The organism is Halomonas sp. M1 (assembly GCF_029581375.1).
Lineage (GTDB): Bacteria > Pseudomonadota > Gammaproteobacteria > Pseudomonadales > Halomonadaceae > Vreelandella.
This window is the reverse complement of the sequence record NZ_CP121119.1, coordinates 3,165,902-3,191,595: the sequence shown is the minus strand read 5'-3', so window position 1 is coordinate 3,191,595 and position 25,694 is coordinate 3,165,902. Positions and strand designations below refer to the sequence as shown.

Sequence of the window (25,694 nt, the reverse complement as noted above, 5' to 3'; positions counted from 1 at the left end):
GAAATCAATGCTCAATAAGCCTAGTAAAACCTATGATTTTTAACTTTTGATTTCTAAAATGCAAAATCTGGTGAACTGCGCAGCCCCCTAAAACAAAGTGTTAGGGTTTGATTATCGGCACACATTTCTTTGGTTCAAACTTGATTCCAACCTGAGTATCTTTTACAACAATGATTTCCTTATCATTTACCTTAATTACTCGCTCATATGGCGAAACTTCGCATCGAGAATAGCGTTCCGAATCAACATGAAAAATAAAAGCTGAAGCGGTTTTTTCCACAAAGCTTATATATGCAGGTGACACAACCTTTCCAGAACCAATTAGAAACCCAAGTACTACAGGAAAAGCAATGACTCTCGCAAAAAAAGTAACTCCTGGGTAGTTCTCCTTTTTTTGCCTAACTAGCGCTCCTATGCACTTTTTATTTCTGAACTGCTCAGTATAAATAGTCAGCATTAAGTAGAACTGGCCAACGATAAGCACGAGAGTAAATACAACCGAAGTTGCAATAAAAACAAACACTGGCACTAGCAGAAAAGCAACAAAATTGACAGTATAGGTAAGACTAGATGTATCGAACATGACCAATTCGTTAACCAATCTAGATGATACTGAGTAGGCAAGATTAGTTGCAAAAGCTAATAGAAGCAGAAGAAGCCCTCTGCCAATAATTGTTTCCCAAACAACCTTGTAGAGAAGCAATAAATCAGAAACTATTCCAAATGTAAGAAAAATTCCGGAAGCAACTAGGGCCGTGAAAAAAATATCATTGAAGGGTGTGACGTACCAAAACGCAGCAAGCACGCTAAAAACAAAACCCAGAAGATAAAACCGCTGACTCCTATTGAACTTCTCGCAGATAGCACCCAGCTTCTCGGGCAGAAGAGGTAGTTTTCTTCGCAGTGATGTGAGCATTTCATGTTGCTCCGATAATCCTAATGTCGTAACGTCACGAGTAAGACCACGTGCTCGGTTTAATGGACAAGCATGTCCTGACCCTAACCAATAGGGTGATCACCGCCATGACACCGGTTTTGTCGCTAAACACTTTAACGATCCCATTTTAGCGGGCGTTGAAGATACACTTATTTTATTAGTCATCTTCAACCAACCTAAAATCTTGTGGCTTTACGCCAAATGCTAATTCAAAATAATACGATGCCCAGGTTTCTAATTCCTCCATAGTGTATTTACTAGTCAACCACCAAAAATCATAACTGAACTCACCATCTTCAATTATCCACTGACGACTTAGATTATATGTAGCTACCCAAGAATAAAATTTATCGAATGTCGACTGAACTAATTCTTGTTCTTTACCTGGAAATATCCTTGGATAAATATCCCCATCTATTTTATCTTTAAAAAGCGCCTCATGCTCACTAAAAAGGCGAACGCTCTTCTCCGAACACTTAGCACCAGCAGAGTACACTCCTGTCCAACAAAAATATTCAGGATTAATAAGCTTGTCTTGCTGAAATCTAATAAATCTTGAAAAAATCAACCTTATAGGTTGATTCACATCACCAAAATCAAAGTTTTCTTCTTCTTTCATAAGCTCAACTAAGGAGGGTTGATTTTCCGCCCACTCTACTATTAAAGCAGCCGAATCCAATGGAGAAGGGCAAACTAAAGCTTTAGATAACAATTGGGAAACTTCAAAATATTCAGAATAGGAATAATCCTTAATGTAATTTTTTAGTTCTGGGTATTTCAGAAAAACCATTCTACACAAAAATAAAAATCTAATACCAGGATCTACCGACTCTATAAATGACTCATGGTGAATTATTTCAAAAGGAAAGCCGTCTGTGGGGTTCATTGCCAAATCAAGAATCAAAAGAAAAAGCGCCACTAAAGAGCTATCTATCGATTCTGGTCGCTCAGACTCTGTAAGTTCTAAAAAAAGCGAAAAGGCTTTATAGTAGATTCCAGATAACATGTCCATATCTTCAAAATCATCCCAACTAAGCTTGCCTCCTGATGCAAAGTAAAGGTATTGAATTTGCAAGAATCGTGCTTGGCCCTCATAAATTTCCTTGAGACCTAAGGGCGGCACAGCAATATCAGACCCATAATAGTAACCTTCAATTTCAGCTTCTCTCAACTTACTAAATTCTTTAGGCCAATCTTTTGCGTTAGGCAAAAACACAAGATCTTCGTCAAAACAAGAAGACAACAAATTAATAAATGATGAGTATGCAATATAAAAAGAATGCCCAACTGACTCAAACAAGGGGTCAGATCCGAACTTTTTTGCAGCCTCAGGAACTATAACTCTATACTTAAAAAACTCAATATCATGGAAATTATTTAAAATTATATTTATAACTTTAAATTCATCTTTTTTCAGATGGCTATTTCTTGAATTGATTTTATTATATTTTTTTATTGATTTAACCGGGCCAGTCAACTTTAGATGGCGCTTAAGTTCTGAATGATTGATGTGCGTTTGAGATGGATAAGTTAAGCTCAGAATCAAACCTGAAATCGATCCTGAGTGTTGCCACCAATGTATTGTTTCATGAAAATATGTCGAAAAAGCCTGTATCGTCTCAAAGTCATAATCTCCTATTTTCACTATGCCGCTTTCAACATTCTCAAGTAGCACATGTAAGTCGCGCCTTAGCCTTAAAACAAACTGCATGGAGTCATATAACCCTCTCGCATTTAAGCAGCTTTTATAGTCCTCGGTGTATTCGCTTGACCATTGATCCCGCAAAATATCTCTATTAAGTTCCAAAAAAATCTCCATAAAATTATTTTAATTTATTTTAGCTGCGATTATTTAATCTACCTTATTGCCTATTTTTGAGCAAAGATCAAACCTGTTACGTGTCCAAAATTTAGATATCTTATCATGCCCCCTATTTAAACCAACCCTACACAAACCATCTCCCCACCAAACCACTGCTGCTTAAGCCCCCGGTGATTTTCCAACAACAACGTAAGGTAGCCACGCAATGGATGAGCAGATGGCAGCCCGGCAAGATGTTTGCGCAATCGCCGTTGGTAAGGGAACTGTTCAGCAGGCACATGCAACGGCGTGGAGTTCTGAGTGAGCCATTCGATGGTGGGCAGGAGTAAGTGGGTGGCGTTGCTATCGAGCGCTAACGTAACGCCTTTTACATCGAAGTCACCGGCGTAGATATGTGTTCGGCGGGTTTTGTGCCACGCCTCTGCCAGTAAGGCGAAGCCGCCACCGTAATGGCTGTCGCCACGGTAGACCACCAGCGGGTTAATGTAGCCGCTTAGCGCTGAAATATCCGGCGAAAACTCATAGAAGCTATCGAGGTTTTCGACCTGAATCAGCGCACTGAACGCACTCAGCTTTAACCCCAGTACATCTACATCACGAATAGCGCGCTGCTCAGTGGCAAGCCCCGCTATTGGCTGCGGCGGAAAGCTGACGAGTACCCGCCGTGCGCGGGGGCTTTCGCGGGTTGCTTTGTCTTCTTCTACGCCCTCTTTTGCTTGGGCGGTGCTGGTCAGGCCGCTTAGCGAGCGGCCTACTGGAGCTATGCGGGCGCTCTCTAGCACATCATCAATCTGCGCCAGCAGGGCGGCGTCAAAGCGTAGCGTTTTGCTGTTGATGCGAGTGGCCAAGTCGATGTCGTGCTGGTGGCACCAGGCCACTACGTCGTCTACCCACTGGCGGCGGGGCTTCTCCACCGTGGGCTGGCGGAGAAGCTCGCGGGCGACGCCGTTTAGCCCATTGCGTGCGCGGCCGGGTAGGTTCATACGGCCAGCTGCAGTTCTACATCGTGGATCAGACGCAGGTGGTTGAATTGGCTGGCCTGGCTCTCCTGCTGTTTGAGCCGGAACGCTTTCTGATCGCTGCGCGGTAGGCCCTGGTACTCGGAAATCACCTGGAAAAGCCAGATTTCATCCGGCCATTCCAGCGGGCTTTCGTGTAGGTACTCAAGGGCGCTGACCGGCTCCGTTTGAGGCTGATCGATCACGCTTAAATAGAAGTGCTCCACATCCTGCTTGAGCGCCTGCTGGCGGGCGGCGGCAAGGCTGCTTTCTTGGGCTTGGGCAGGGGCGGCTGCTTCAACAGTTTGCGTGGTGTGGCGCGGCTGGGGTAGCTGGTGGAGCAGCTCGGCGAGCACCTGGCACTCAAGATTGCGATCCAGCGCCGGGGCGGCGGCGGCGCTAAGCGGGGCGGCTTGATTGACCAGCGTGGGTACCTCACTGCGCCGGGCGTAGTTGCCGGGCACAAAGCCGGGGTGTTCGCGCATAAAGGCGGCCATGCCGCTGATCAGGCGGCTGCGCGCCTGCTGCTTGCGAAAGCGCGCCATCAGTTCGATCAAGCGCCGCTGCACTTCCCGCAGGCCGGTGTAGTGGTTGCTTAGCTGCTGCTGTAGCTGGCTGATCAATAGCTTGCGCAGGCTGCCGTCGCTGCCTACCAGCTCTATCAACTCATCGAAGTCGATCAGCGCCAGGCCATCCAGCAGCCTGGCGATCTGCTTCTGGGCGCGGTCGTTTTCGCGGATCTTGTCGTTGAGCTGGCTGACAAAACCAAAATCGCTATTCAGCCGCTGCCATAAGCTGTCGATGGCATCGGCGAAGCGGCCGTTCAGGTCGTCGACTTCCTGGCGCAGGCGCATCAACTGCTGCTCCAGCCGCCAGTGTTCGCCGCGGCTGCGCGCCTCTCGGTAGCTGTGTACCAGGGCGCGAATCAGCTCCAGGGTTTCTGCTACGTCGGCATTCACATGGCGGCGGGTCTCGTCGGCGAGCATCTCGGCGATCAGTTCACGCACTTTGGGCGCCAGCTTCACGCCGCTCTGCTCGTCCGGTCGCCATAGAATGCGCGCCGCCAGCAGCTTGCGCAGCGCGCTGTCGCTGAGTGATTCCAGCGGCACTTCATCGCGGGTGTAGGCCTGCATCAGCGCTTCAGAATGCTTGCCCAGCAGCGCAAGCCGCTCGCTGCCAGTTTTGAGCAGGCGGCTTTCCAGAGCGTGTTCTCCGCTGTTCATACTCATGATCACGCTCTTATTCACAGAAGGGCCTCCTGGGAACCGGAGCCCTCCTCGCTGCCCTCTTCGATGGGCAGGTTTTCTTCATCGCGAATAAAGCGCACCAAGTCCACCAGGTAGTCGATCTTGCCGGTAACCATAAATACCTGCCGCTCTAAATGGGGCTGGAGCAGGTAGCCGTGCTCTTTCAGGCGCTTGAATACCTGCTTTACCTGGGCATCCAACTGGTCACTTTGCGAGCCGAAAAAGCTGTCGGTGGCCAGGCGTTCCAGGCGCTCGCGCAGGCTTTGGTTATCTTCGCACTTGGCGCTGAACTCCGCCGGTTTGAGCACATCGCCGGGGGCGGCCAGGGTGTCGCGGCCTAGCGCTTCTTGCACCAGCTGCAGCCACTCCAGCAGCGGCAGCAGGCTATTGAGCGTATCGCCCAGCTGGCGCGAGAGCTGATCCCGGGCGCTGTCGTTGAGCTGACGCCAGGCCAGAAAGTAGACGCTGCCGTCTTCGTTGCTGGCCAGGCGGCGATTGAGGGGGCGCAGATAGGCGTCTATCGACTCGCGGGTCTCTTCATCGCTGAGGTGGCGGTAGCCGCTCTCATCGCTGATCGGGCAGATAAACTCCCCCGCCAGCAGGCGTTCAAGCAGTGGGCCGTGTTCGATCATAGCGTCACCTCCTGCTGACGTTCCTGGAGCCGTTCGGCCAGGCGGCTTAGCCGCGGCTCAATGCGTTTTAGCCCCCGCTTATTGGGGTTGGCCTCATCGCGGTCGATCAGGTAGCGGTTGGCGAACAGCAGCAGTACGTCGGATTCCGGGTTGGGGAAGGCACCGACGATATGAATGCGGTTGCTGTCGCAGGCGTCGAACAGTTTTTCCACGTTGTGGTAGGCCAGGGTGCCGATCTCATCGATGGGCCAGTGGATGGCGATTTCTGCGTCGCCGCGTAGCAGGCGGGTAAAGGCGAGCAGGAACTTGCACAGAATCAGGTAGGCCATGCCGTGGCTTGAAGATTCCAGCAACTGGCGGTCGTTTTTGATCACCAGATCGGTGCCGCCTTCGTTGAGGTGTAGCTCCAGGCGCAGCAGGCTTTCAAAGCTGTACTGCTGGTCGCTGCGCAGCAGATCCACCACGTCCGCCAGGGCGTTGAGGTAGTCGTCGCTGGGTAGCATCAGGCCCGATTCCCGCCACTCTTTATAGCGCTGGGCAAATAGCTTCAGCGGCTCCCAGAAGCCCAGCTCATCAATGGTGGACTGAATGCGCACTTCGGCTTTACTGATGCCCTCCAGGCGCAGGTCGTCGGCGACCTCTTCTGAAAGCCGGCGGCTCTGGGCGCTGATGCGGCGGTTCAGGTCGCGGAACACGGTGAAGAATTTATCCAGGTCGTCGCTGAGGTTGCGGCCTTCCTGAATCAGCTGCTGCTGTTGATCCTCCAGCAGTTTAAGCATGTCGCGCAGTAGCGGCAGCTGTAGCCGTGGGTTGTCACTCTGCAGCTTGCTGCGCTCGCTCTCCAGCGCTTCGGCAAAGCCGCTGCTGGCGTCTTTGATCAGCTGGCTCTCCACCTCCAGGCAGCCACGGCGCAGCTGCTCGATCTGCTGGTGGCGATTGCCCAGGGCCTGGCGGGCGCGCTCGATGCGCTCATCCACATCGCCCAGGGGCGTGCTGGGGGCTTGGCCGTCGGGTTCAATGGTCAAGCTTTCCAGTTGGCTCAGCAGCGGTTTTAACGCTTCCAAACAGCTATGTTCACTTTCACGCTGGGTTTTCAGCGTGCTGACCGTGCTTTGGTGAGTTTTGCGCGCCGCCTGGAAGTCGCTTTTCAGATGCTCTTTATCGCGCTGTAGCTTCTGTTCCGCCTGCTCCAGTTCGGCCTCTTGGGCAACCAGCTGGGGTTTATGCTGGCCCCACTCCACGCGCATAAAGCGGGTGTACTCGGTGAGCTCATCCTGACGGGCAGCGGTAACGCGGATGCGTTCGTCCTGGCTGGCCAAGCGCTGCTTGGTATCTTTGAGCTTGGCGGGGTCGACGCCCTGCTCGGCCAGCTCCTGGCTAAAGGCTTCCTCAAGCTCTTCCCGCTGGCGCTGGTGCTCGGCGTTGGCGTCGCTTAGCTGCTGCTTATACTGGCGCAGCTGGGCATCCAGGCTATCGACTTGGCTCTGACCGTCGGCTTTTAGCTCCAGCAGTTGGCTTTGGTGGGTCTCGCTAAGGGCGGCCAGCGCCTGCTGCTTCTCTTCGCGCAGCTCCTTTTGTGCCTGCTCCTGGCTGGCTAACGCAGTTTGATGCGCGGCGCGACGTTCCTGCTGGCGCTTGGTGTGGCGCTCCTGCTGCTGGCGGCGGGCCTCTAGCGCAAACTCGACTTCCTGCTCGGCGCGCTTGTGGGCCATGCGGCCCTGATCCTGGGCTTCATCGGCCTGCTGCACCCGCTCGTTTTGCTGCTTGAGCGCTTTCTCGGCAGCTTGGCTCTCCGTTTGCACCCGGCGCTTTGCACTATCGGCTTCTTCGATGGCGGCCAGCAAACTGGCTTCATCCTGAGCGTAATCCGGCAGGGCAATGGCGGAAAGATCCAGCGCCAGCCCGAACAGGTCATCGCTCGCGCCTTCTGCCAGTTGCGGGGCAAGATCACGCCGCTCCAAAAGCTCCGGCGCAATCACTTTGCCTAGCTGCTGCTCCCAGCCGGGGCGGTGGTAGCGCAGGAAGTGGCGCAGGCTGCCCTGCTCCGGGTCGCGCTGCTGATAGAGCGCAAAGCTGCGCTGCTCGGCGCGTTCCAGCTGCTGGCGAAGTTGCACCAGCTGCTGTTCGGCGCTGTCGCGTTCGCGTTTGCGGCTTTCAAACTCCCGGCGCAGGCCATCCAGGGTGGCGGCCGAGGCGTTGCGCTCTTGCTGGGCATGATCCAGGCGCGCCTGGGCAAGCTCCGCCTCTTTGGCCTCTTCGGCGGTTTGGGTGGAGAGCGAGAGCTGGGCTTTTAGTTCGGCTAGCTGTTCGACGCCGAGTTCCAGCTGCGCCTGATACTCGCCCTCCAGGCGTTGACGCTCCTGCTGATAGCGCTCGTTGAGCTGCTGTTCGGCTTCCCACTGCTGCTCCCGGCGCAGGGCTTTCTCTTCGACCAGGGCGTCGATCAGCTCCTGGGATTCGCGGGTCTGGCGGGCCAGGGCTTCGGAAAGCTCGCGCAGGCGGCCGTCTAAACGCGCCTGGCTCTCTTTTACCGCGTCCTGCATCACGTTCAGGTGCTTTTGCAGCTGGTCGCGCTGCTCCCGCCACTGGGGAAGCGAATTGATGTCGCGCTCCAGGGCGGGCATATCCGCTTCCGCGTAGCGCTCGTATTGCGCTTGCAGGTCATTCAGGCGGCGCTGGGTCTGCTGCAAATCGCTGACCACTTCGCTGTGGCGGTCGTTTAGCGCGTCGCGGGCTTCGGCGTGGTCACTCTCCCGCTGCTGGAACTCGCGCTGGTGGCGGGCTAGCTCGGCATCTACGTCGGCCATGCGGCGCTCTGCCTGATGGCGGTCGTCTTCTAGCTGGGGCTTCAGTTGCCACAGCGTGGCATCCAGGTCGGCAAGTTCACGATCAATACCGGCGAGCCGGGCGAGAGAGGCCTGCAGCGGTTCCAGACGCATGGATTGGCGCATCTGGGCGATCCACTCCCGCGCCTTGGTGTTGCGAATCCGGGTCACCGGCAGCTCAACGCCATCCTCTTCGAAAATCGCCGCCAGCATGGTTTTGAGGGTGTCCATCTTGCCCTCTTTGGCATGCACCGCCGAGACCAGCTTTTCGATATGGCGGATGCGGCGCTCGGGCTTCACCAGGCTGAATTGCGCCGCGATCTGGCGCAGCTTGAGGCCGTCGCGGCTGTTGCCGTGCAGCTGGGTAAAGTCGTTTTGAATCACCGAGCGGAATTCAGAGGTCGCGCCCAGCTTGGGGGAGACCGGCGTTCCGTTGCGGCGCAGGCCGCTGGCCCACTGGGTGTAGTCCAGCGCCGCCACGCCTGCGTCGCTCTCCACCAGATAGTCTTCGGGCTGGTAGGGCGCGCCGACAAAGCGGTACTCCACCCCGCCTTCGGCTTTGCGGGTCAGCACCGCCTGGCAGATATTGCCCGCCTCGCGGCGGTATTCATACACCAGGTAGCTGTTGCGGTGGGGCAGGTAGAACGCATCAAACTTCATGCGGGTTTTGGGCACTACCTTGTTGGGTAATTCGCCGTAAAACACCGGCACCAGCCGCTGCAGCGTGGTTTTACCGGAGGCGTTGGTGCCGCAAATATTGGTGTGGCCGTCCACACTGAGTTCGACCACCCCGTTTAAGTGGCCGTGAATCATCACGATTCGCAATAAGTGAGCCATGCCGTATCCTTGGACTGGTGTTGGTATTGCCTTTCTCAGACACTTCTAATTTGCCACTGCGCTTGCCAATACTGCATTAACCCCCTTCAAAACGCAGCAATCTTTGTGACATCACCAGCTCACTGCATACTGCGTTCATCACGCACTAGCGCCCTCCTCATGCCTGAACCAAGTTCATCCGAAGGCTTTTTTGCACACAAAGTTTGCCCATTACTGAGGTTCAGCATAATTCTTCTGAGTTTGGGCCAAATGCAGTATGTACGAAGGTGGTAACTTCAAAAAAACGATAAACATAAGTAACGGCCAGCAAACACACTTATAACGCTCCATTTATGAGGAAACTACCATGAATAAGCTAAACAAAATTACGTTGGCGGTCGGTTTAAGCCTTGGCGTATCCGTAACGGCTTCCGCTGCGGATATAAACTGGCGTATGGCGACACCATGGAGCGGTGGCCCATGGCTTGAGCGCGATGCGCAGATGTTTGCTGATCGCGTTAGCGAGTTGACCGATGGAAAAATCGCGATCGAAGTCTACCCTGGTGGCACACTGGGTAGCGCACTGCGCGTTACCAACACCGTTAAGTCTGGGGTGGCTCAGGTTAGTCATAACTACATTAACTATGACTATGGCACAGACCCCACTACTGCGTTGCTGGCAGGTCACTCAAGCGGCTTAACGCCGGAAGAGTTCATGTTATGGATGTACGAAGGCGGTGGCGCTGAACTCTACGAAGAGTATCGACGTGAAGTATTTGATGTTGTGGCGTTCCCTTGTGCCATTCTTGGCACCGAAATCTTCCTTCATTCCAACAAACCGGTTAGAACACTGGAGGACTTCCAGGGGCTACGGCTGCGTACCTCTGGCGCATGGGCAGAAATTGCCTCTCGTTTAGGCGCTTCTACGGTCGTCATGGCGGGTAGTGATATCTACAGTGCTCTGGAGCGAGGCGTGATTGATGCTGCGGAGTGGGGCAGCCCTGAAATGAACCGCCCAACAGGGTTTCAAGAAGTCGCGCAATACGTGATTACCCCTGGCGTTCACCAGTCAGGCGGCTTCCTTGAGTGCCAGGTGAATAGCAATACCTGGGAAGAGCTAGATGAACGCGACCAGAGCATGCTGCGTCTTGCAGGTAAATTGTCGGTTTTCGATACGTGGCTTGCTAGCTCATTCGCTGATCTTGAGGCCTATCAAGAGTTGGTTGATGGCCCCAATGAGCTGATTGAACTAGATCAGTCCTTCATCGATGCAATTTATGAAGAGACAACCAAGTGGGAAGATGAGTATGCCGCTGACAATGAGTGGTTTGCGCGGGTACTCGAATCTCAGCGCTCGTTTAAAGACAGCATGAGCAACTGGTCTGAATATCGACTGCCTATTGGTGTTATGGGCCGTTAGTAGCCACTTTTAAAACAATGAGAGGGGCCTTAACGGGCCTCTCTTTTGTTTGTTGGCTTATGTCCCTCTGATCCGCTGAGATTTCCTCATGAAACTAATCCGAACCATAGAGGCGCTCACCCGCTTTGCTGGCTGGTTGGGCGCACTCCTCGTCCTGCCTTTAATAGGTGCATTAATCATTGAAGTATTTAGCCGCTATGTAGCCGGTAGGCCGACCTTATGGGCCTTTGAAGTTAGTTACATGGTAATGGGGGCAATGTTCATGCTGGGTATGGCCAATGCGTTGCGTATAGGCCAACACGTCAGCGTAGACATTGTCGCTTTACAGCTTAGCCCACGTGCAAATGCTGCCATTCGCGCAATAGGTTATGTGCTATTTCTCCCCGTATTGGCGTGGCTGGTATGGGAGCTATCCAAGTACGCGCTATCTGCTTTTGAAACCAATGAACGCTCGGGCCGCTCTGCTTGGAACCCAGTCGTTTGGCCGATCTTCACGGTATGGTTTGTAGGGTTTGCACTGCTGGCACTGCAAGTAGTGGCTGAACTTCTGAAATCCTTATGTTTGCTCGTCGGTAAACACCCCACAGAGGAGTCAGCCGAATGAGTAGCTACCTTGCGCTATTGATGTTCCCTGCACTGATGGCCTTAATCATTGCGGGTTTCCCAATCGCCTTTTCAATGATTTTAGTGGCCACCGGCTTTGGCATTATTCAGTTTGGCGACGTTGCCGCTTACCAGCTGTTGACCAAAATCGAAGATACGGCGTCCAACTCGATTCTTGCAGCCGTACCGCTGTTTATTTTTATGGGTGCGATGCTTGAACGCTCAGGTATAGCCGAGCGTTTATTTGAAGCGATTCACATGTGGACGCGCCGTTTGCCCGGTGGGTTGGGTATCGGGGCCATCATTTTGGGCACCCTGTTTGCCGCTTCCAGCGGCGTTGTTGGTGCAACAGAAGCGGTCATTGGCATGCTGGCCATTCCCGTGATGCTCAAGCATCAATACAGCAAAAGCCTGATATCGGGGACCATCTGCGCCAGCGGCTCTCTGGGCACAGCCATCCCCCCTTCGATTACCGTCGTGGTGCTAGGCCCTGTGGCCGGGGTTTCTGTGGGGTCGCTGTTCAGTGGTTTGCTGATCCCAGGCTTTTTGATGGCGCTAATGTTCATGGCCTACATCATTGGCGTTGCGTACTTAAAGCCGGAGATGGCGCCGCGCATTCAAGACCAGGAACCCGATGTTCCGCTCGGCGAAAAACTGCGTATCACGCTGATTGCGCTCGTGCCCACCATGCTGCTGATCTTTACCGTGCTGGGCACTATTCTTATGGGCTTGGCAACGCCAACAGAAGCTGCCGCGTGCGGCGCTCTGGGCTCTATCATCTTGGCAGCGGCTTACCGAAACTTGAATGTTTCGGTTATGTGGACCTCGGCCATCAAGACCGTGAATATTTCTGCGATGATCCTGCTCATTGTATTAGGTGGCAGCATGTTTGCTGGGGTGTTTTTTGCCTCAGGCGGAATGGCGACGGTTCAGGGATTGCTGATGGACACCGGCTTGAGCCCCTGGATGATTTTAGGCATGATTCTGCTAATCGCCTTTATTGCAGGGTTTGTGCTGGATCTGATTTCAGTCGTACTGATTATTATCCCTGTGGCTATGCCGATCGTCAGGATGCTGGGCTTCGATGAGATCTGGTTCTGTGTTGCGTTCTTAGTGGTGCTACAAACCAGCTATCTCACCCCACCGCTGGCACCGGCGATTTTCTACTTAAGGGCGATCACCCCTCCAGAAGTGACCCTCAGGCATATGTATAGAGGCGTTGTGCCCTTTATCATTGCGCAATTGATCGTGCTGGCGCTAGTGTTAGCGTTTCCACAAATCGCGCTCTGGTTGCCAGACGTGATGGGTGGCCCTTCTTGGCGCTAAAAATGCTATAAATAAGATGTTTTCAGCCGCTCTTTATGGGCGGCTTTTTTCATGGTGTAACAACCCTCAGCACCATACGCGCCTGCTGGACGAGAGCGGTCACTGCAGTGCTAAGCTACCGTTTACGCAATCTGATTTGGAGATATTATGCCCCGCTATCCCGACCACCTCACTGGCGAAGGCCCTGTTAACCCTTTTCCCGGCATTAAAGTTTTGGAGCGCCGCATTGGCCGGGAGATTCCTCATCGACTGGGCTCTAACGAGGGATTGGATATGCCACACCGCGCCCTGCGCGAGCACTTTGGCGATGCGGTGGTGCAGCACGTTTACTGCTACGGTGATGCTGAGGCGCTGGGGGTGCGCCAGCGTTTGAGCGCGCTGCAGAACATTCCGCTTGAGCACCTACTGGTAGATGCCGGAGCCGACAGCCTGATTGCCTTGGCACTACGCACCACCTGTACAGTGGGCGATACAGTGGTTAGCACCGCAGGCACCTACCCTACCTTCGGTTATTTCGCCCAGGGACAGGGCTGCCGCTTGATTGAGCCAAGTTACCATGAGGCGCCTGGCGTACTCGCACCCAATTTGGAAGCACTGGCAGCGGCCGCCCATCAAGAAGATGCTCGGCTGGTTTATCTAGCCAATCCGGATAACCCCAGCGGTCACCTGCATAGCAACAGTGCGATTCTCACGTTACGCGAAGCGCTGCCAGAAACTTGCTGGCTGCTATTAGACGAGGCCTACGGGGATTTTCGCGACGATGCGGATAGCGACTTTGCTAGCAAGGCGCTTCCGGGGGTGATTCGCCTGCGTACGCTATCCAAAGCACACGGTTTGGCCGGTCTGCGCATTGGTTACGCCATTGCCGAGCCTACCGTGCTGACGATGATGATGAAGGCGCGTATTCACTACGCGGTTTCTTCCTTCACCCAAGCCGCTGCCGAAGTGGTGCTCGACCACCCCGAGGAAGTACGCCAGCATATTGCGGATGTCAAAGCCCGCCGCGAACAGCTGGCACTGCATTTTATCGGTCTGGGAGCAGATGTGTTGCCCAGCGCGACGAACTTCATCGGTATCCGTCTTCCCACCGTCGAACTTGCCACCGCGGTACATCAGGAGCTGCTAGCAGAGGGTGTGCTGGTCGCACGTTTAGCGCACCCTGAGCTGGCGAATGTGATCCGTATCACGGCGGTGGAAGAAGCCCTGGAACCCGGTAAATTAGCCGCGCTTGAAAAGGTGCTTCACCCCTCGACACGGTGAGAAGTAAGTGTCTCCCATAGCTCAATCGCAGCGGCTAAATCCTCCAAGGAAGCGCCTACCGACTTGAACAACGTGATGGCCTCTTTATTCGAGCGCCCCGGCTTGGCACCTGACAGCACCTCTGCAAGCTCAGCTTGAATGTCATCAAAGTGGAAAGCGCCTTCCTCTATGGCTTGCAGAATGTCCCCCGCTTCGCCTTTGGCCCCGGCGTAGGTATCCACAAACACCTCGGCACGGCGTAAGCACTCTGCGTCGCTTTCACGCATTTGGGGGCGAAACGCGCCAATTAAATCCAAGTGCGTGCCCGGTGTTAGCCATTCGCCTTTAATCAGCGGTTGGGTGGATAGCGTTACGCAACTCACAATGTCGGCCTCTCCCACAGCGGCGGCCAACTCTTCCACTACGTGAGTTTCAAAACGATCAGCATACTCATGTGCGATTGCCGCTGCTTTGCTCGGGTTACGCCCCCAAATCAGCACACGTTTGATGGGGCGAACGCTGGCGTGGGCCTCAATCACCATAGGTGCCAGTTTGCCTGTACCCACCACCAACAGCGTTTCTGCCGACTCAACGGCCAACGCCTGGGCAGCCAGCGCAGAAGCTGCTGCTGTGCGTCGGCGCGTTAACTCACTGCCATCGATACAGGCCAGGGGCTGGCCGTGCTGTCCTTCGCTAAGCAGATAAAGCCCAGAGATAGCCGGAATACCGTGATCGGCATTTTGCGGGAAGACGTTTACCATTTTCACGCCAATATAGCCCGCCGACTCCCAGGCAGGCATCAGCAGCATAGTCGCTTCACCATCGGGCCGATGCATGGCGTGGTGGTGACGCGGCGGAGATTCAACACCCTTCACAAAAGTATGATGTAACCGGCTAATCACGCCTTTCCAACTAAGGTAACGTGCGACATCTGCAGAAGAGACAACCTGCATCACTTAGCCCTCCCACTGTGACGTTTTACCCTGCTGGGCCGGCATCTCGATGCGTTGTTGACTGCCATCACCACTTGGAAGTAGTGATGATCTGGATACATTGCGGCCATTGCGAGATCTCCAATCGTAGTAGCAGATGTTGGAGACTACGACGATGGGGTGCAGCGCGCTTGCCCGAAACTCTGAAAACTTTGCCCGCAAGTGCTGAAACGCACCAAGCAACGTTGATTGGGGAAAAGTATTAACGACAAGGCTTATCTATCAGAAGAGGGGGCGATCTCAAAGTAGCGCCGATAGGCGCGGGAGAAGCTACCTTGATCACGAAAGCCTACCAGCATGGCAATATGACCTAAACTAAGCGTGCTGTGACGAACCAACGTGCGAGCGTGCTCTAAGCGCCTACGCTGAACATACGCGAGGGGCGTAACACCCGTTAGCTCGCGAAAGCAGCTGTGGAAATGGCCTGGACTTAAGGCACACAGGGCAGCTAACTGCTCAACGCGCACTTCATCCGCCAAATGCTGGTCTAGCCAGGCATCCAAACGCTCTAGGTCCAGCCGTTCGCTGATACAACGGGCACCTAGCTGCCCTGCTGTCTGTATGGACTCATCTTGTAAATACATATAGAGCGCCCGTAACAGCAGCACGGCGATTTCGTTTTGCAGCGCCGGGCACTGCTCAAGCTGATGAGCCAACGCATGGGTAAGTTGGTTTAAGGCAGGTGGAACGGTAAAGAAACGCGGCTTATCGAATAAGCGCTCAATCTCGCTGCCCTTTTCCAGCGTGGCTAAGTGCTGCACGGGAATGTCCAGCACTAGCGTGCGATTGCTGCCATCGCCCTGGTACTCATGATGGCGCGACGAAGGGATTAAGCAACCACGGCGAGCTGTGACTCGCTCTCCTTGGCCTTCCATAGCAAGCTCGGTGACACCGCACGTCGCCAAAATTAGCTGATGAAAATCGTGGGTGTGCGCCACCTGCTCTGGGGCCAAATTGCGGTTATGCAGCTCAAACTGGGCCATGGATGTACCGTTGGTTGGTTCTCAACAAGAGCCTTTACTATACGGCGATGCCCTGCTGAAAAGCGAGGGTGCGTTAACGTTGCATTAACGCACACCACAACGGTCATTAACCGATTAGGCGTCAGGCGGTGCGGCGATCACCATAATTTCCACTTTCCACTCAGGCTTGGCCAGCTTGGCTTCCAGCGCTGCGCGTACTGGCGGGCGACCGGGGACGACCCAGGCTTCCCACACTTCGTTCATTTCCGCAAACTCGGCCATGTCGGTCACCCACACCTGAGCAGAGATCAGGTGCTCTTTAGAGGTGCCCGCCTGCGCCAGCAGCTCATCGATACGCGCCAGCACCTGCTCGGTTTGGCCACGTATGCCTACCGTGGCATCGGCTGGCACCTGGCCCGCGAGGTAGACGGTTCCGTTATGAATAGCCACTTGGCTCATACGCGCATTGCTTTCGTGATAGGTCACGCTCATGGGGTTGTCTCCCGCGACATTGGGTTAATAGAGTGATGTATCACGCGGCTAGCACAGCGCATAACCACGTGTTGATAGTGTCATGTGTTGGTAACGTACCAATAAGGACCACCGCCCCTGCAGGACTAAACTGGCAGTTGCAGGGGCTTTAACATACATCAGGTGGTGCTGTAGTTGGTATTCCAGTTCTCTTCGAGGAACCCGTTGAGGTCCAGGTTTTCAAAGTTGGCCAATATCTGGGTGTTAAACTCAGTGCCCACATCTTCGACCTTGAAGAGCTGCGCATTGTTGCCGGTGGTATTTTCGTTGGCCAAAAGGTAAACGATGTCGTTATCCTCAAGACCCAAGTCATTTAGCCAGTCGAGATTTGCAAAGCTTTCGGTGGTAAACACTGCAAAGGCGGTATTCGCCTCAAGCGTTGTGGCACCGCCATAAATGTCAAAGCCCGTGCCATCACCACGCAGCGCATCAAACTCATCAGCCGTCAGATCGATGAAGAAAACGTCGCCGCCTTCTCCCGCGCTGAAGTCGATGATGGGGTCACCCAAGGTTTCGCTGCCACTCAAGGTGTAAGTGAGGCTGTAGGGGGGAGCTGGAGAACCTGCTTCCGCCACGAAATTAGCACCAGATGCAACGGATGCTTCACTCGCATTCTGGCGATCTTGTGATGTGACCGCGCCTCCTGCGCCACTTCCTGAAATCAGTACGCTATCCGCCCCCAGCAAGAAGGCGTTGTCTGACGTTATACCTACTGCTTGGTATTCCACCCAGCTATCTTTTACCACCCAAGACATCAAACTTTCGACTGTCACGTCATTGCTGTTGACGGCACCTTCAATCAAGCGCTCTACCAACTGATAAACCCGTTTGGCATCAAAAGCGTTCAACGTGCCAATATTGAAGGGCTCATTATCGATGAGGGTATAATTATCTGCCAGGCCAAAGGCGGCAGGCAGACGCTCAAGTGCTTCACCCAGGGTATAGCCAACCACCACATCCCCTTGGATAAAGCTATCAAGCGCCAGCAATGCTTCAAATTGTGATATGGAAATTTCGCTGTCGCTCACACGCACTTCAGCGGCATTACGCACCCCATCATCGTTGATAACGGTAAATTCATCATTTTCATTTACGACAAGATTCGCGACTGAATCCAGCACACGCCAACTGTAGGCGTCTTCCCTCGTTGGTGAGTCATTGGCTGCTGCAATCAGCGAGTTCAGAGTCGTGTTGAGGGTATTGGCCTCCTCGACTGAAAAAGGCTCGCTAAAGACCCACTGCGCCCCGACGATATTGAAATTCGCGACGTCACCCGCCAACTCCAGGAAAGCCTCTCTGTTCGCATAGGCTTCTTCTGGCGTGAAGGTAACGGTCTCAATATCATCCGTTTGGAGTGACGTCAGCAACGTCACACTCCCGTCTTCCACACTGACAAACTTCAGAAACTGGGCAGCGGTTAAGTCGGTATCTGTCAGATGTATCTGATCTGCCAACAAGACTGATTGAGCATTAGGGTCGATATTATTGACAGAATCATTGATGCGCCACTGAACTAGCGCAGGAATGCCGCCTTCCGGCACCAAGGCTGCGTTATTGAAAATTTCAGCGATACGCAGATATTCAGCTTCAGCCACGGCAGCCGTTTCACCACGACCGTCGTCACCAAAGTACGTGAGAGGACTGTCATCTCCCACCACAATGCCGAAGTTAGCTGCAAAACCCTGGCCTTGAATAAAACTTAGACGAGTCGAATTACCATAGAAGAAATCAACCCTTACGTCTGCCAAATCAGCAGGCGTCATGAGTTTATTAAGCCCATCCAAATACTGATCAGCATAGATAATCGATTCATCCGTCAGGCGAATACTCACTGCATCCTGCAAAATAGAGGGGTCTTCAGCCTGCTGCGTTAAGATAGTTTCCGCACTATCTCGTATCGTCCAGCTATACAAATCCCCTAATGCCTCATCATTGATACGGGCATTCCTTGCAGCCGCGTCATCGCCGCCCAGAATAGTATCTACGGCCTCTTTATACGTTAAGGCATCGGCCACCGATAGATTTTGCGCGCGGTACGCCGTGGTCGTATTGATGATGTAGTTGGCTGCCAGTTCGCTGTCATCATCTAGGAAAATCCCTACCGCTTCTTGTAGCGTGTAGGTCTGGATTCTGAAATTGGCGAGGGTGGCCAGTGCCTCGTAATCATCGAAGCTGATGGTGGTCTCGTCATTGATACGCACATTCTGCGCTTGACTCACGTAGCTCGGGAAAGCGTCGCCGTCACTTCGGGTCTCCAGCAGGCTGGCAGCACTGTCAGTGATGCTGTACACCAGCGCACTGGTAATGGCGGGTTTGGCAGTGGCTCCATCCAACAGGGCAGAGACCTGGCTATACAGCGCCTCCGCAGCCTCGGCAGTGAGCGGGTCTGCAATGGTCACCACGGGGGTCGTCGCAATGCTGTAGTCGTCTACCAGTCGGTCGGCATTATCTTCATTGATGGCCTGCTGAAGCGTGTACAGCACCAGGTTATAAGTGAAGCCATCTACCCCCAGCGCTTCTACCAGCGCCGTGTACTCCGCAAAGGTGATACGCCCATTGGCATCGGCAAAGATAGTGTTGGCGCCGGTGATGTGATCCTGTGTTGCCGCGTTGAGGATACGGGCGGGGGTATCACTGACGTTCCAGATGTATAGCTCTGCGAAATCCGCTGCGCTGCGGTTGGTGGCGCCTGCCAGCACGGCCTTGACGATATTCAGCTGCGTCAGGGCGTTGGCCACATTGAACGGCTGTACGACCTCAAACTTTGTATCGCCATCAATACGGTAGCTGCCTGCGGGTGCTAATGCGTTGTCTGCACGCGCGCCCACCGCGTCGGCCAACGTCTGGTAATCCACGATCGTGTCGCCCAGCACAAAGTTGTTGAGCGCACGCAAATCCTGGTACTGCTGCTGAGAAATGTTGTCGTCGCTGACGCGCACTTCCCGTGCCTGAAGCAAAAAGGCCTCGGTGCGTGCTCCGATGATGTTGGGCGCAGAGTCGGTGATGTCCCAGCGGAAAGCATCTCGGAGGTTGGGATTGTTCCGTGCACCTTGCACGATGCTCAGGTACTGATCGTAATCTTGCTCAGCAGCGCCGATGGAGCTGTAGCTGCGCTCCAGGCGACTGGCAGGGTCGGTATTGATGGCATAGCTGGGGCGTAGCTCGCTCCCGGCATCGATGGCCTGCTGAAGGGTGTACTCCACCGTGATAGTATCGAGGTTGCTGAAACTGACCCCTTGGAGCGCCGCCAGGGCATCGTAGCTGGCCAACGTGATGATGTTGGCATCGATGGTGACGGTATTGGCGCTGGTCAGATGCTTCTCGCCTGCGGCGGCCAGAATGGTGTCGACGCTATCGCGGATGGTCCAGGTATAGCGCTGTGAAACGAGATCTTCGCCGATCAGCGACTCGACGATGGCTAATCGGCTGGCCGCTTGCTCCACGCTCAGATTAGTGACGTTATAGCGAGGGTTGGCGAGAATCTCGTAGTTGTCAGCCAGCGCGACGTCCGCTTCGAGCGCCGTGACCGCCTGCTGCAGGGTGTAGAGCACTACGGTATTGCCCAGGTCGAAGTTGCCAAGGCGGGCAAGCTGTTCGTACTGCGCGGCCTGAATCGTTTCGTCGGTGACCGACACACGCCGTGCTTCCGTGACATGCACCGCATCTAGTGCGTTAATGATGCGACTGGCACCGTCACTGACATTCCAGATAAACAGCGTGGCCAATACCGGCGAATTGTTGGCGCCATCGAGGATGGTTTCGATGCTGCGATACAGCGTTTGTGCACCCGCGACCGTGAGTGTCTGCTCGGGCAAAGGCGCATTCAGGGTAATGATGTAGTTGCTGGCTAGCGGCTCGGCTTCCAGCGCCTGAGCCAGGGTGTAGCGCACTTCAGTGGGCTCGAGAACGAAGTTGTCCAGGCTATTGAGGCGCACGAACTGCTCGGGCGTGATTTGTGCTGCCGTTACTCGAACGCTAAGCGCTTCGTCCAATTCAGGGTTAGCAATGGAAGTGCCCAGAATGTTGGCAACGCTATCGACAATATTCCAGTTGAACAGGTCCTCACGAGTCAGACTATCGGACTCAGCATTCTGGGCACGATCCAACAGCTGGCGGGTATGATCCAGCAGCTCCGCCGCTTCGCTAAGCGTTAAATTCCTGACGGGATAAGGCGTATCAGGATTAATAGTGTAGTTGGCTGGCATGATCAGATCATCGGCCAGCTCACCCAGCGCTTGCTCCAGGGTATAACGCACGACGACATTGCCCAGCTCAAAGTTCTCTAACGTGTCCAGGGCGCGATACTGGTCTGGGCGTATGGTGCTGTTGGTCACCGTGACGCGTTCGGCACCGACGACTTCTGGACGCTCCAGGCCACCACTGACCAGCACGTCTCCGGCACTGGCGCGGATCGACCAAGTGTAAATGTCAGATAGGGCAATAGGTGCCGTTTCGACATCGTAGTCGCCCGCCAGAATGCGCTGCACAAGCGCCAGGCGGTCGGCCGCTGCCGTGAGTCCAAGATTCCCTGCCGCCAGAGGCTCATTGGGATTAATGAGGTACCGGGCGGGAAGTTCGCCATTCTGCGCCAGCGTCACTGCTTGCTGAAGCGTCAAGTAGGGAACGTCAGCCCTGGCTTCGATGGTATCCGAGAGGTTACTATCAGGGTCTTGAGCTTCGCGCTGTGCATCCCGCAACGGGTTGCGCGAGCCATCACGATAGGCATCCAGATCCAGGTTTACACCGGCGGCATCGATAGCATCCAATGTTTGCTTCACCTGGCCAGCAATGGAAGGCAGCCCCAGTGCGTCGGCCATCTCCTGATTGGTCAGCGCACGCCCTTCTTCTCCAGCCTGATTGAATGCCACGCCAAGCCGCGACAGCGCATCGGCAGAACTGATGCCTGCGGTAGCCGCCATCGCTAATAGACTGGCGACTTTTACGCCTGCAATCAGCAACTCCACATTGGGTGAAGATGTGCTGAGCGGGTCAGTCGTCATCAAGTCAATACGCGAGTCGAGCCCCAAAGCTGTTTTAATATCAGCTTGTGCGTCAGCATTATTCAGCTCGAACTGTTGAGAGAGCTGTACCATCATCGTTGTCAGCGGAGTAATGACGGTCGAGCCATCGGGTGCTCGTAGTACGCCGTTGAAGGGCAGACCCGTCGAAATATCTACCCCGCCAGTGGCTGTTAAAATACCGCTGCCTTCCAAGCCTGAGAAAAAGCCGCTTCCATCTGTGGTGACACTATTGGCGTCAAATTCGCGCGTCACTGTCGCCCCAACGATATAGCCATCAATCACATAGCCGCTGATGGTGGAAGGCGGTTCTGGTTGTTCTGGCTGTGTCGAGCCACCACCACCACCACCACCACCACCACCACCACCACCCGCGGCGGCAGCTCCCAGGGCAATCGCGCCCCCGCCAACATACAACCAAGGTGGAATATCCGCGAAAGAGCTAACAGGTGCGCTATTACTTGCCATGCTTGTGCCTGACACAGCGGGGCTGAAAGAGGCGCTCGGTACGAAAAGTAAATTACCGAAGTCGGTGCCTTCTGCTACGCCGTACTGAAGCGCACTGCTGGGGCTGATAAGGAGCAAATCCCCTTGCTGGACAACTGCACTACGCGCCAACGTCATTTGGCTGCCGTCCGCCCGGGTAATCAGCACATCACCGTTTGGCAGCAGCTCCCATGACTGCACATCGGGAAGCTGACTAAGGGGAACTAGCAGGCCGCTATCATTACTTAACGCCTCCATGAGCGCGGTGATATCAACCACCACACGGCCACCCTCAAGGGCAACATCCGCAGCCGCCAAGTCGATACGATAGCCATTATTCATTAGCAGCGTCAGGCTGCCGTTAGGCATGCGAATGACTTCGGCGACGCCTTGTAAATCGTTAATCGCCACGTTGGAGTCAGCAAGCGCCTGCTGGGCCATAAGGGGTAAAACCAGCGTGGCAGCCATGCCGGTATTTTTGAGTGCTTTTTGGTTTTTCGCCATCCAGCGGCGCACGAATGCCACTCGCGCCTGTGGATCAGCCGGTATGTCGATACGCACAACATCGCCGCGGGTGTCGGCCATTGTTTGCCATGCATGCTGCGAAGCAGCACTGCTGACCCTGACACCGTTAAGCAAATGGCCGCTAATCACGCCTGGTTGCGTCGACTTAAGAATATCGGCTGATGACGTCGCCATTAAGCACATCTCCACTAAAGGTCAATGGCGCTATGCGCCGTATTTTTATTTCGGATCGCCGTTAATCGACGATGTGCCGCGGTGAGAAGCAGTAATCAATGTGATTAGAAAAATGGCCTTAAGTATTTCACAAAGAAGTAGCAAATAAACCATTAAAAAGGACGCTTAATTGCCTGTTAACGCGTATTAGAGGCTTCATGAACATGCGCAGGGGGAGATAGTTTGGGCAGGCACAACAAAAAAGGGCTTAGCGATGAACGCTAAGCCCTAAAATTTGGTGCCGGTGGCCAGACTCGAACTGGCACACCCGTAAAGGCGGCGGATTTTGAATCCGCTGCGTCTACCAATTCCGCCACACCGGCAATGGATGCGCATTATACGGAGATAACACCGTAGGTCAATCACATCAACTGACTTTATCTAACGAAAGCGCTATCCTATGCCGCCTGTTTGACCACTGAAAAGAGCCATTTCCATGCAGCGCGCGGACTTCCATTTCGAGCTACCCGATGAGCTCATTGCCCGTTACCCCTCTGAGCAGCGCAGCGACTGCCGTTTGCTATGCGTGGATGGCCAGAGCGGCACACGTGACCATCGCCGATTTACCGACTTACTTGAAATTCTCGAGCCTGGCGACTTGCTGGTGTTCAACGACACCCGCGTCATACCAGCACGCCTGCACGGTCATAAAGCCAGCGGTGGAAAAGTCGAAATGCTGTTGGAGCGCCCTTTAGACAGTCATCGCGGCTTGGCGCATATCCGCTCCAGTAAATCGCCGAAGCCAGGCACCGAGCTAATCTTTGAAGGCGATATTCATGCCATCGTAGAAGGCCGCCGCGACGCACTGTTTGAACTGCGTTTTCTAGGCGATACGCCGATGATTGCCCTGCTGGAAGCGCATGGCCATATGCCACTGCCGCCCTATATCACCCGCGAAGATGAACTCAGCGACCGAGACCGTTACCAAACGGTGTATGCCCGTCGCGACGGCGCGGTGGCCGCTCCTACGGCGGGGCTTCATTTTGACCAACCGCTGCTAGACGCGCTGGCCGAAAAAGGGATTAACAGTGCATTTGTGACCTTGCATGTGGGCGCGGGCACCTTTCAGCCAGTACGGGTTGATAATATCCTTGAACACCACATGCACAGCGAGTGGATTGAGGTTTCTGAAGCTGCCTGCCAAAAAGTGCGCGATACCCAGGCTGCTGGTAGGCGAGTGGTTGCGGTTGGCACCACCAGCGTGCGCTGCCTAGAGAGCGCCTGTATGAAAAGCGCCAACGGTGAGATAGCTCCCTACAGCGGCGATACCGATATTTTTATCTACCCTGGTTACGAGTGGCGCTGCGTGGATGCGCTAATCACCAACTTCCACCTGCCGGAATCTACCCTGCTGATGCTGGTGTCGGCCTTCGCGGGCTATGAACACATGATGCAGGCTTACCGTACAGCCGTAGAAGAGCGTTACGCCTTTTTTAGTTATGGCGACGCCATGCTGCTTACCCGCTAATTAACGAGTTATTGTGATGCGAAACGAATGCTTTATGCGCTTTGAGCGCTTAGCCGAAGATGGCCGTGCGCGCCGTGGCCGCCTGCACTTTCCCCGTGGCACGGTGGAAACGCCCGCCTTTATGCCCGTAGGCACCTACGGCACTGTCAAAGGTATGACACCCGACTCCGTGAAAGAGATTGGCGCGGAGATCATCCTTGGTAATACGTTTCACCTTTGGCTGCGTCCGGGCACCGACGTGATTGAAGCCCACGGCGACCTTCACGATTTTGCCCAGTGGGACAAACCCATACTGACCGACTCCGGCGGCTTTCAGGTGTTTTCCCTGGGTGAAATGCGCAAAATCACCGAGCAGGGCGTCCACTTCCGCTCGCCGGTAGATGGCAGCAAGGTGTTTATGGGGCCGGAAGAGTCCATGGCCGTGCAGCGCTCGCTGGGCTCTGACGTAGTGATGATCTTTGACGAGTGCACCCCCTACCCCGCTACCTTTGAAGAAGCGGAAAAATCCATGGAGCTTTCGTTACGCTGGGCCCAGCGCTCACGCGATGCCCATGGCGACTCACCTTCAGCGCTATTCGGCATTATTCAGGGCGGCATGCACCCGGCGCTGCGCGAGCGTTCGCTCAACGGGTTGTTAGAGATCGGCTTCGACGGCTTGGCGATTGGTGGCTTGTCCGTTGGCGAGCCCAAAGAAGAGATGATCAAGGTGCTCGATTATCTACCCACCTGGATGCCCGACGAAAAGCCGCGCTACCTGATGGGCGTGGGCAAGCCGGAAGACCTAGTAGAAGGCGTGCGCCGAGGCGTGGATATGTTTGACTGCGTAATGCCGACCCGCAATGCGCGCAACGGCCACCTCTTCACCTCTGACGGCACGGTCAAAATTCGCAACGCCAAACACCGTTTCGACACCCGCCCGCTTGATGATGAGTGCGACTGCCATACCTGCAAGAATTTCTCGCGGGGCTACTTACACCACCTTGACCGCTGCAATGAAATGCTGGGCTCTATGCTCAATACTATCCATAACCTGCGCTACTACCAGCGGGTCATGGCTGATTTGCGCGCGGCAATCGAAGCGGGTACATTGACGACCTTTGTGGAAGGCTTTTATGCCCAGCGTGGGCTGCCAGTGCCTCCTCTAGCTCAACCCTAACGAATTAATCGCCCCGCGCATTGCGCGCGTGGTTTAAACTATTCGACCACTTTTTTATAACCCAGGAGTTCTCTGCAATGCTGGATTTCTTCATCTCACCAGCCCATGCCCAAGAAGCCGGTGCAGGCGGTGGCATCGCGCAAATTGTCATGCTGGTCGGTTTCGTACTGATTTTCTACTTCCTGCTGTGGCGCCCCCAGGCAAAACGCGCCAAGCAGCACAAACAGCTGGTTACCAGCTTAGCTAAAGGTGATGAAGTCGTCATCGGTGGTGGCTTAGTGGGCCGCATTACCAAAGTTAGCGATGAGTTCTTAACTCTGGAAGTTTCAGAAGGCAACGAAGTTAACGTGCAGAAAAATGCCGTCGCTGCCGTTCTGCCCAAGGGTACCATTAAGTCCATCTAACGCCTGAAGTCTTCCCTGCCGAGTCAGTGCCAGCCACCCCGGCAGGGGTGACATGGTAGCGTCGATGGTGAACG

General features: G+C 54.4%; 17 protein-coding genes and 1 tRNA gene. 7 read left to right on the top strand and 11 right to left on the bottom strand.

Features of this window, described 5'->3' with window-relative positions; genetic code table 11:
* Positions 1–100 precede the first annotated feature (100 nt).
* The 6 genes from P8S54_RS14705 to P8S54_RS14680 all read right to left on the bottom strand — a co-directional run bounded on the left by P8S54_RS14705 (position 101) and on the right by P8S54_RS14680 (position 9,298).
* Complete coding sequence (locus tag P8S54_RS14705) at positions 101–916, bottom strand: hypothetical protein (protein WP_281442323.1); 816 nt, start codon at positions 914–916, stop codon at positions 101–103.
* Between the two features lie 178 nt (positions 917–1,094).
* Positions 1,095–2,744 carry a hypothetical protein gene (locus P8S54_RS14700; RefSeq protein WP_281442322.1) on the bottom strand — a complete coding sequence of 550 codons (1,650 nt, stop codon included), beginning with the start codon at positions 2,742–2,744 and terminating at the stop codon, positions 1,095–1,097.
* 128 nt (positions 2,745–2,872) lie between these two features.
* Positions 2,873–3,742 carry a hypothetical protein gene (locus P8S54_RS14695; protein ID WP_281442321.1) on the bottom strand — a complete coding sequence of 290 codons (870 nt, stop codon included), beginning with the start codon at positions 3,740–3,742 and terminating at the stop codon, positions 2,873–2,875.
* Positions 3,739–4,986, bottom strand: coding sequence for a hypothetical protein (locus P8S54_RS14690; RefSeq protein ID WP_281442320.1), 1,248 nt, complete (start codon positions 4,984–4,986; stop codon positions 3,739–3,741). The genes P8S54_RS14695 and P8S54_RS14690 overlap by 4 nt, the downstream gene beginning before the upstream one ends.
* A gap of 14 nt (positions 4,987–5,000) precedes the next feature.
* A complete protein-coding gene (locus P8S54_RS14685) occupies positions 5,001–5,636 on the bottom strand; it encodes a hypothetical protein (RefSeq protein WP_281442319.1) in 636 nt (211 codons plus the stop codon).
* Positions 5,633–9,298 (bottom strand): ATP-binding protein, encoded by a 3,666-nt coding sequence (locus P8S54_RS14680; protein ID WP_281442318.1) that lies wholly within the window; start codon positions 9,296–9,298, stop codon positions 5,633–5,635. The genes P8S54_RS14685 and P8S54_RS14680 overlap by 4 nt, the downstream gene beginning before the upstream one ends.
* A 346-nt stretch (positions 9,299–9,644) precedes the next feature.
* On the opposite strand from P8S54_RS14680, the gene P8S54_RS14675 reads away from it, so the two are divergent.
* The 4 genes from P8S54_RS14675 to P8S54_RS14660 all read left to right on the top strand — a co-directional run bounded on the left by P8S54_RS14675 (position 9,645) and on the right by P8S54_RS14660 (position 13,886).
* Positions 9,645–10,697: a C4-dicarboxylate ABC transporter substrate-binding protein gene (locus P8S54_RS14675; RefSeq protein ID WP_281442317.1), complete on the top strand. Its 1,053-nt coding sequence runs from the start codon at positions 9,645–9,647 to the stop codon at positions 10,695–10,697.
* Between the two features lie 88 nt (positions 10,698–10,785).
* A complete protein-coding gene (locus tag P8S54_RS14670) occupies positions 10,786–11,301 on the top strand; it encodes a TRAP transporter small permease subunit (protein ID WP_281442316.1) in 516 nt (171 codons plus the stop codon).
* Positions 11,298–12,626, top strand: coding sequence for a TRAP transporter large permease subunit (locus P8S54_RS14665; protein ID WP_281442315.1), 1,329 nt, complete (start codon positions 11,298–11,300; stop codon positions 12,624–12,626). Before P8S54_RS14670 ends, P8S54_RS14665 begins: the two co-directional genes overlap by 4 nt.
* A 147-nt stretch (positions 12,627–12,773) precedes the next feature.
* Positions 12,774–13,886 carry an aminotransferase class I/II-fold pyridoxal phosphate-dependent enzyme gene (locus tag P8S54_RS14660; RefSeq protein WP_009100664.1) on the top strand — a complete coding sequence of 371 codons (1,113 nt, stop codon included), beginning with the start codon at positions 12,774–12,776 and terminating at the stop codon, positions 13,884–13,886.
* Here the strand turns inward: P8S54_RS14660 and P8S54_RS14655 are convergent.
* The 5 genes from P8S54_RS14655 to P8S54_RS14635 form a co-directional block, all read right to left on the bottom strand.
* Positions 13,868–14,818 (bottom strand): ornithine cyclodeaminase family protein, encoded by a 951-nt coding sequence (locus tag P8S54_RS14655; protein ID WP_281444113.1) that lies wholly within the window; start codon positions 14,816–14,818, stop codon positions 13,868–13,870. The genes P8S54_RS14660 and P8S54_RS14655 overlap by 19 nt on opposite strands.
* A gap of 254 nt (positions 14,819–15,072) precedes the next feature.
* Complete coding sequence (locus tag P8S54_RS14650; protein ID WP_009100669.1) at positions 15,073–15,840, bottom strand: AraC family transcriptional regulator; 768 nt, start codon at positions 15,838–15,840, stop codon at positions 15,073–15,075.
* Between the two features lie 114 nt (positions 15,841–15,954).
* Positions 15,955–16,311 carry a RidA family protein gene (locus P8S54_RS14645; RefSeq protein WP_281442314.1) on the bottom strand — a complete coding sequence of 119 codons (357 nt, stop codon included), beginning with the start codon at positions 16,309–16,311 and terminating at the stop codon, positions 15,955–15,957.
* Between the two features lie 158 nt (positions 16,312–16,469).
* Positions 16,470–22,553 (bottom strand): calcium-binding protein, encoded by a 6,084-nt coding sequence (locus P8S54_RS14640; protein WP_281442313.1) that lies wholly within the window; start codon positions 22,551–22,553, stop codon positions 16,470–16,472.
* 275 nt (positions 22,554–22,828) lie between these two features.
* Positions 22,829–22,915 (bottom strand) — tRNA-Leu (locus P8S54_RS14635).
* Between the two features lie 113 nt (positions 22,916–23,028).
* On the opposite strand from P8S54_RS14635, the gene queA reads away from it, so the two are divergent.
* From queA to yajC, 3 genes are all read left to right on the top strand, one after another.
* Entirely contained in the window at positions 23,029–24,060 is a 1,032-nt protein-coding gene (gene queA, locus P8S54_RS14630) for a tRNA preQ1(34) S-adenosylmethionine ribosyltransferase-isomerase QueA (protein WP_281442312.1), read from the top strand.
* 16 nt (positions 24,061–24,076) lie between these two features.
* On the top strand, positions 24,077–25,216 hold the full coding sequence (tgt, locus tag P8S54_RS14625) for a tRNA guanosine(34) transglycosylase Tgt (RefSeq protein WP_281442311.1): 1,140 nt from the start codon (positions 24,077–24,079) through the stop codon (positions 25,214–25,216).
* A 77-nt stretch (positions 25,217–25,293) separates the two neighbouring features.
* Positions 25,294–25,620, top strand: a complete 327-nt coding sequence (gene yajC, locus P8S54_RS14620; RefSeq protein ID WP_281442310.1) for a preprotein translocase subunit YajC — start codon at positions 25,294–25,296, stop codon at positions 25,618–25,620.
* The last annotated feature ends 74 nt before the right edge of the window (positions 25,621–25,694 follow it).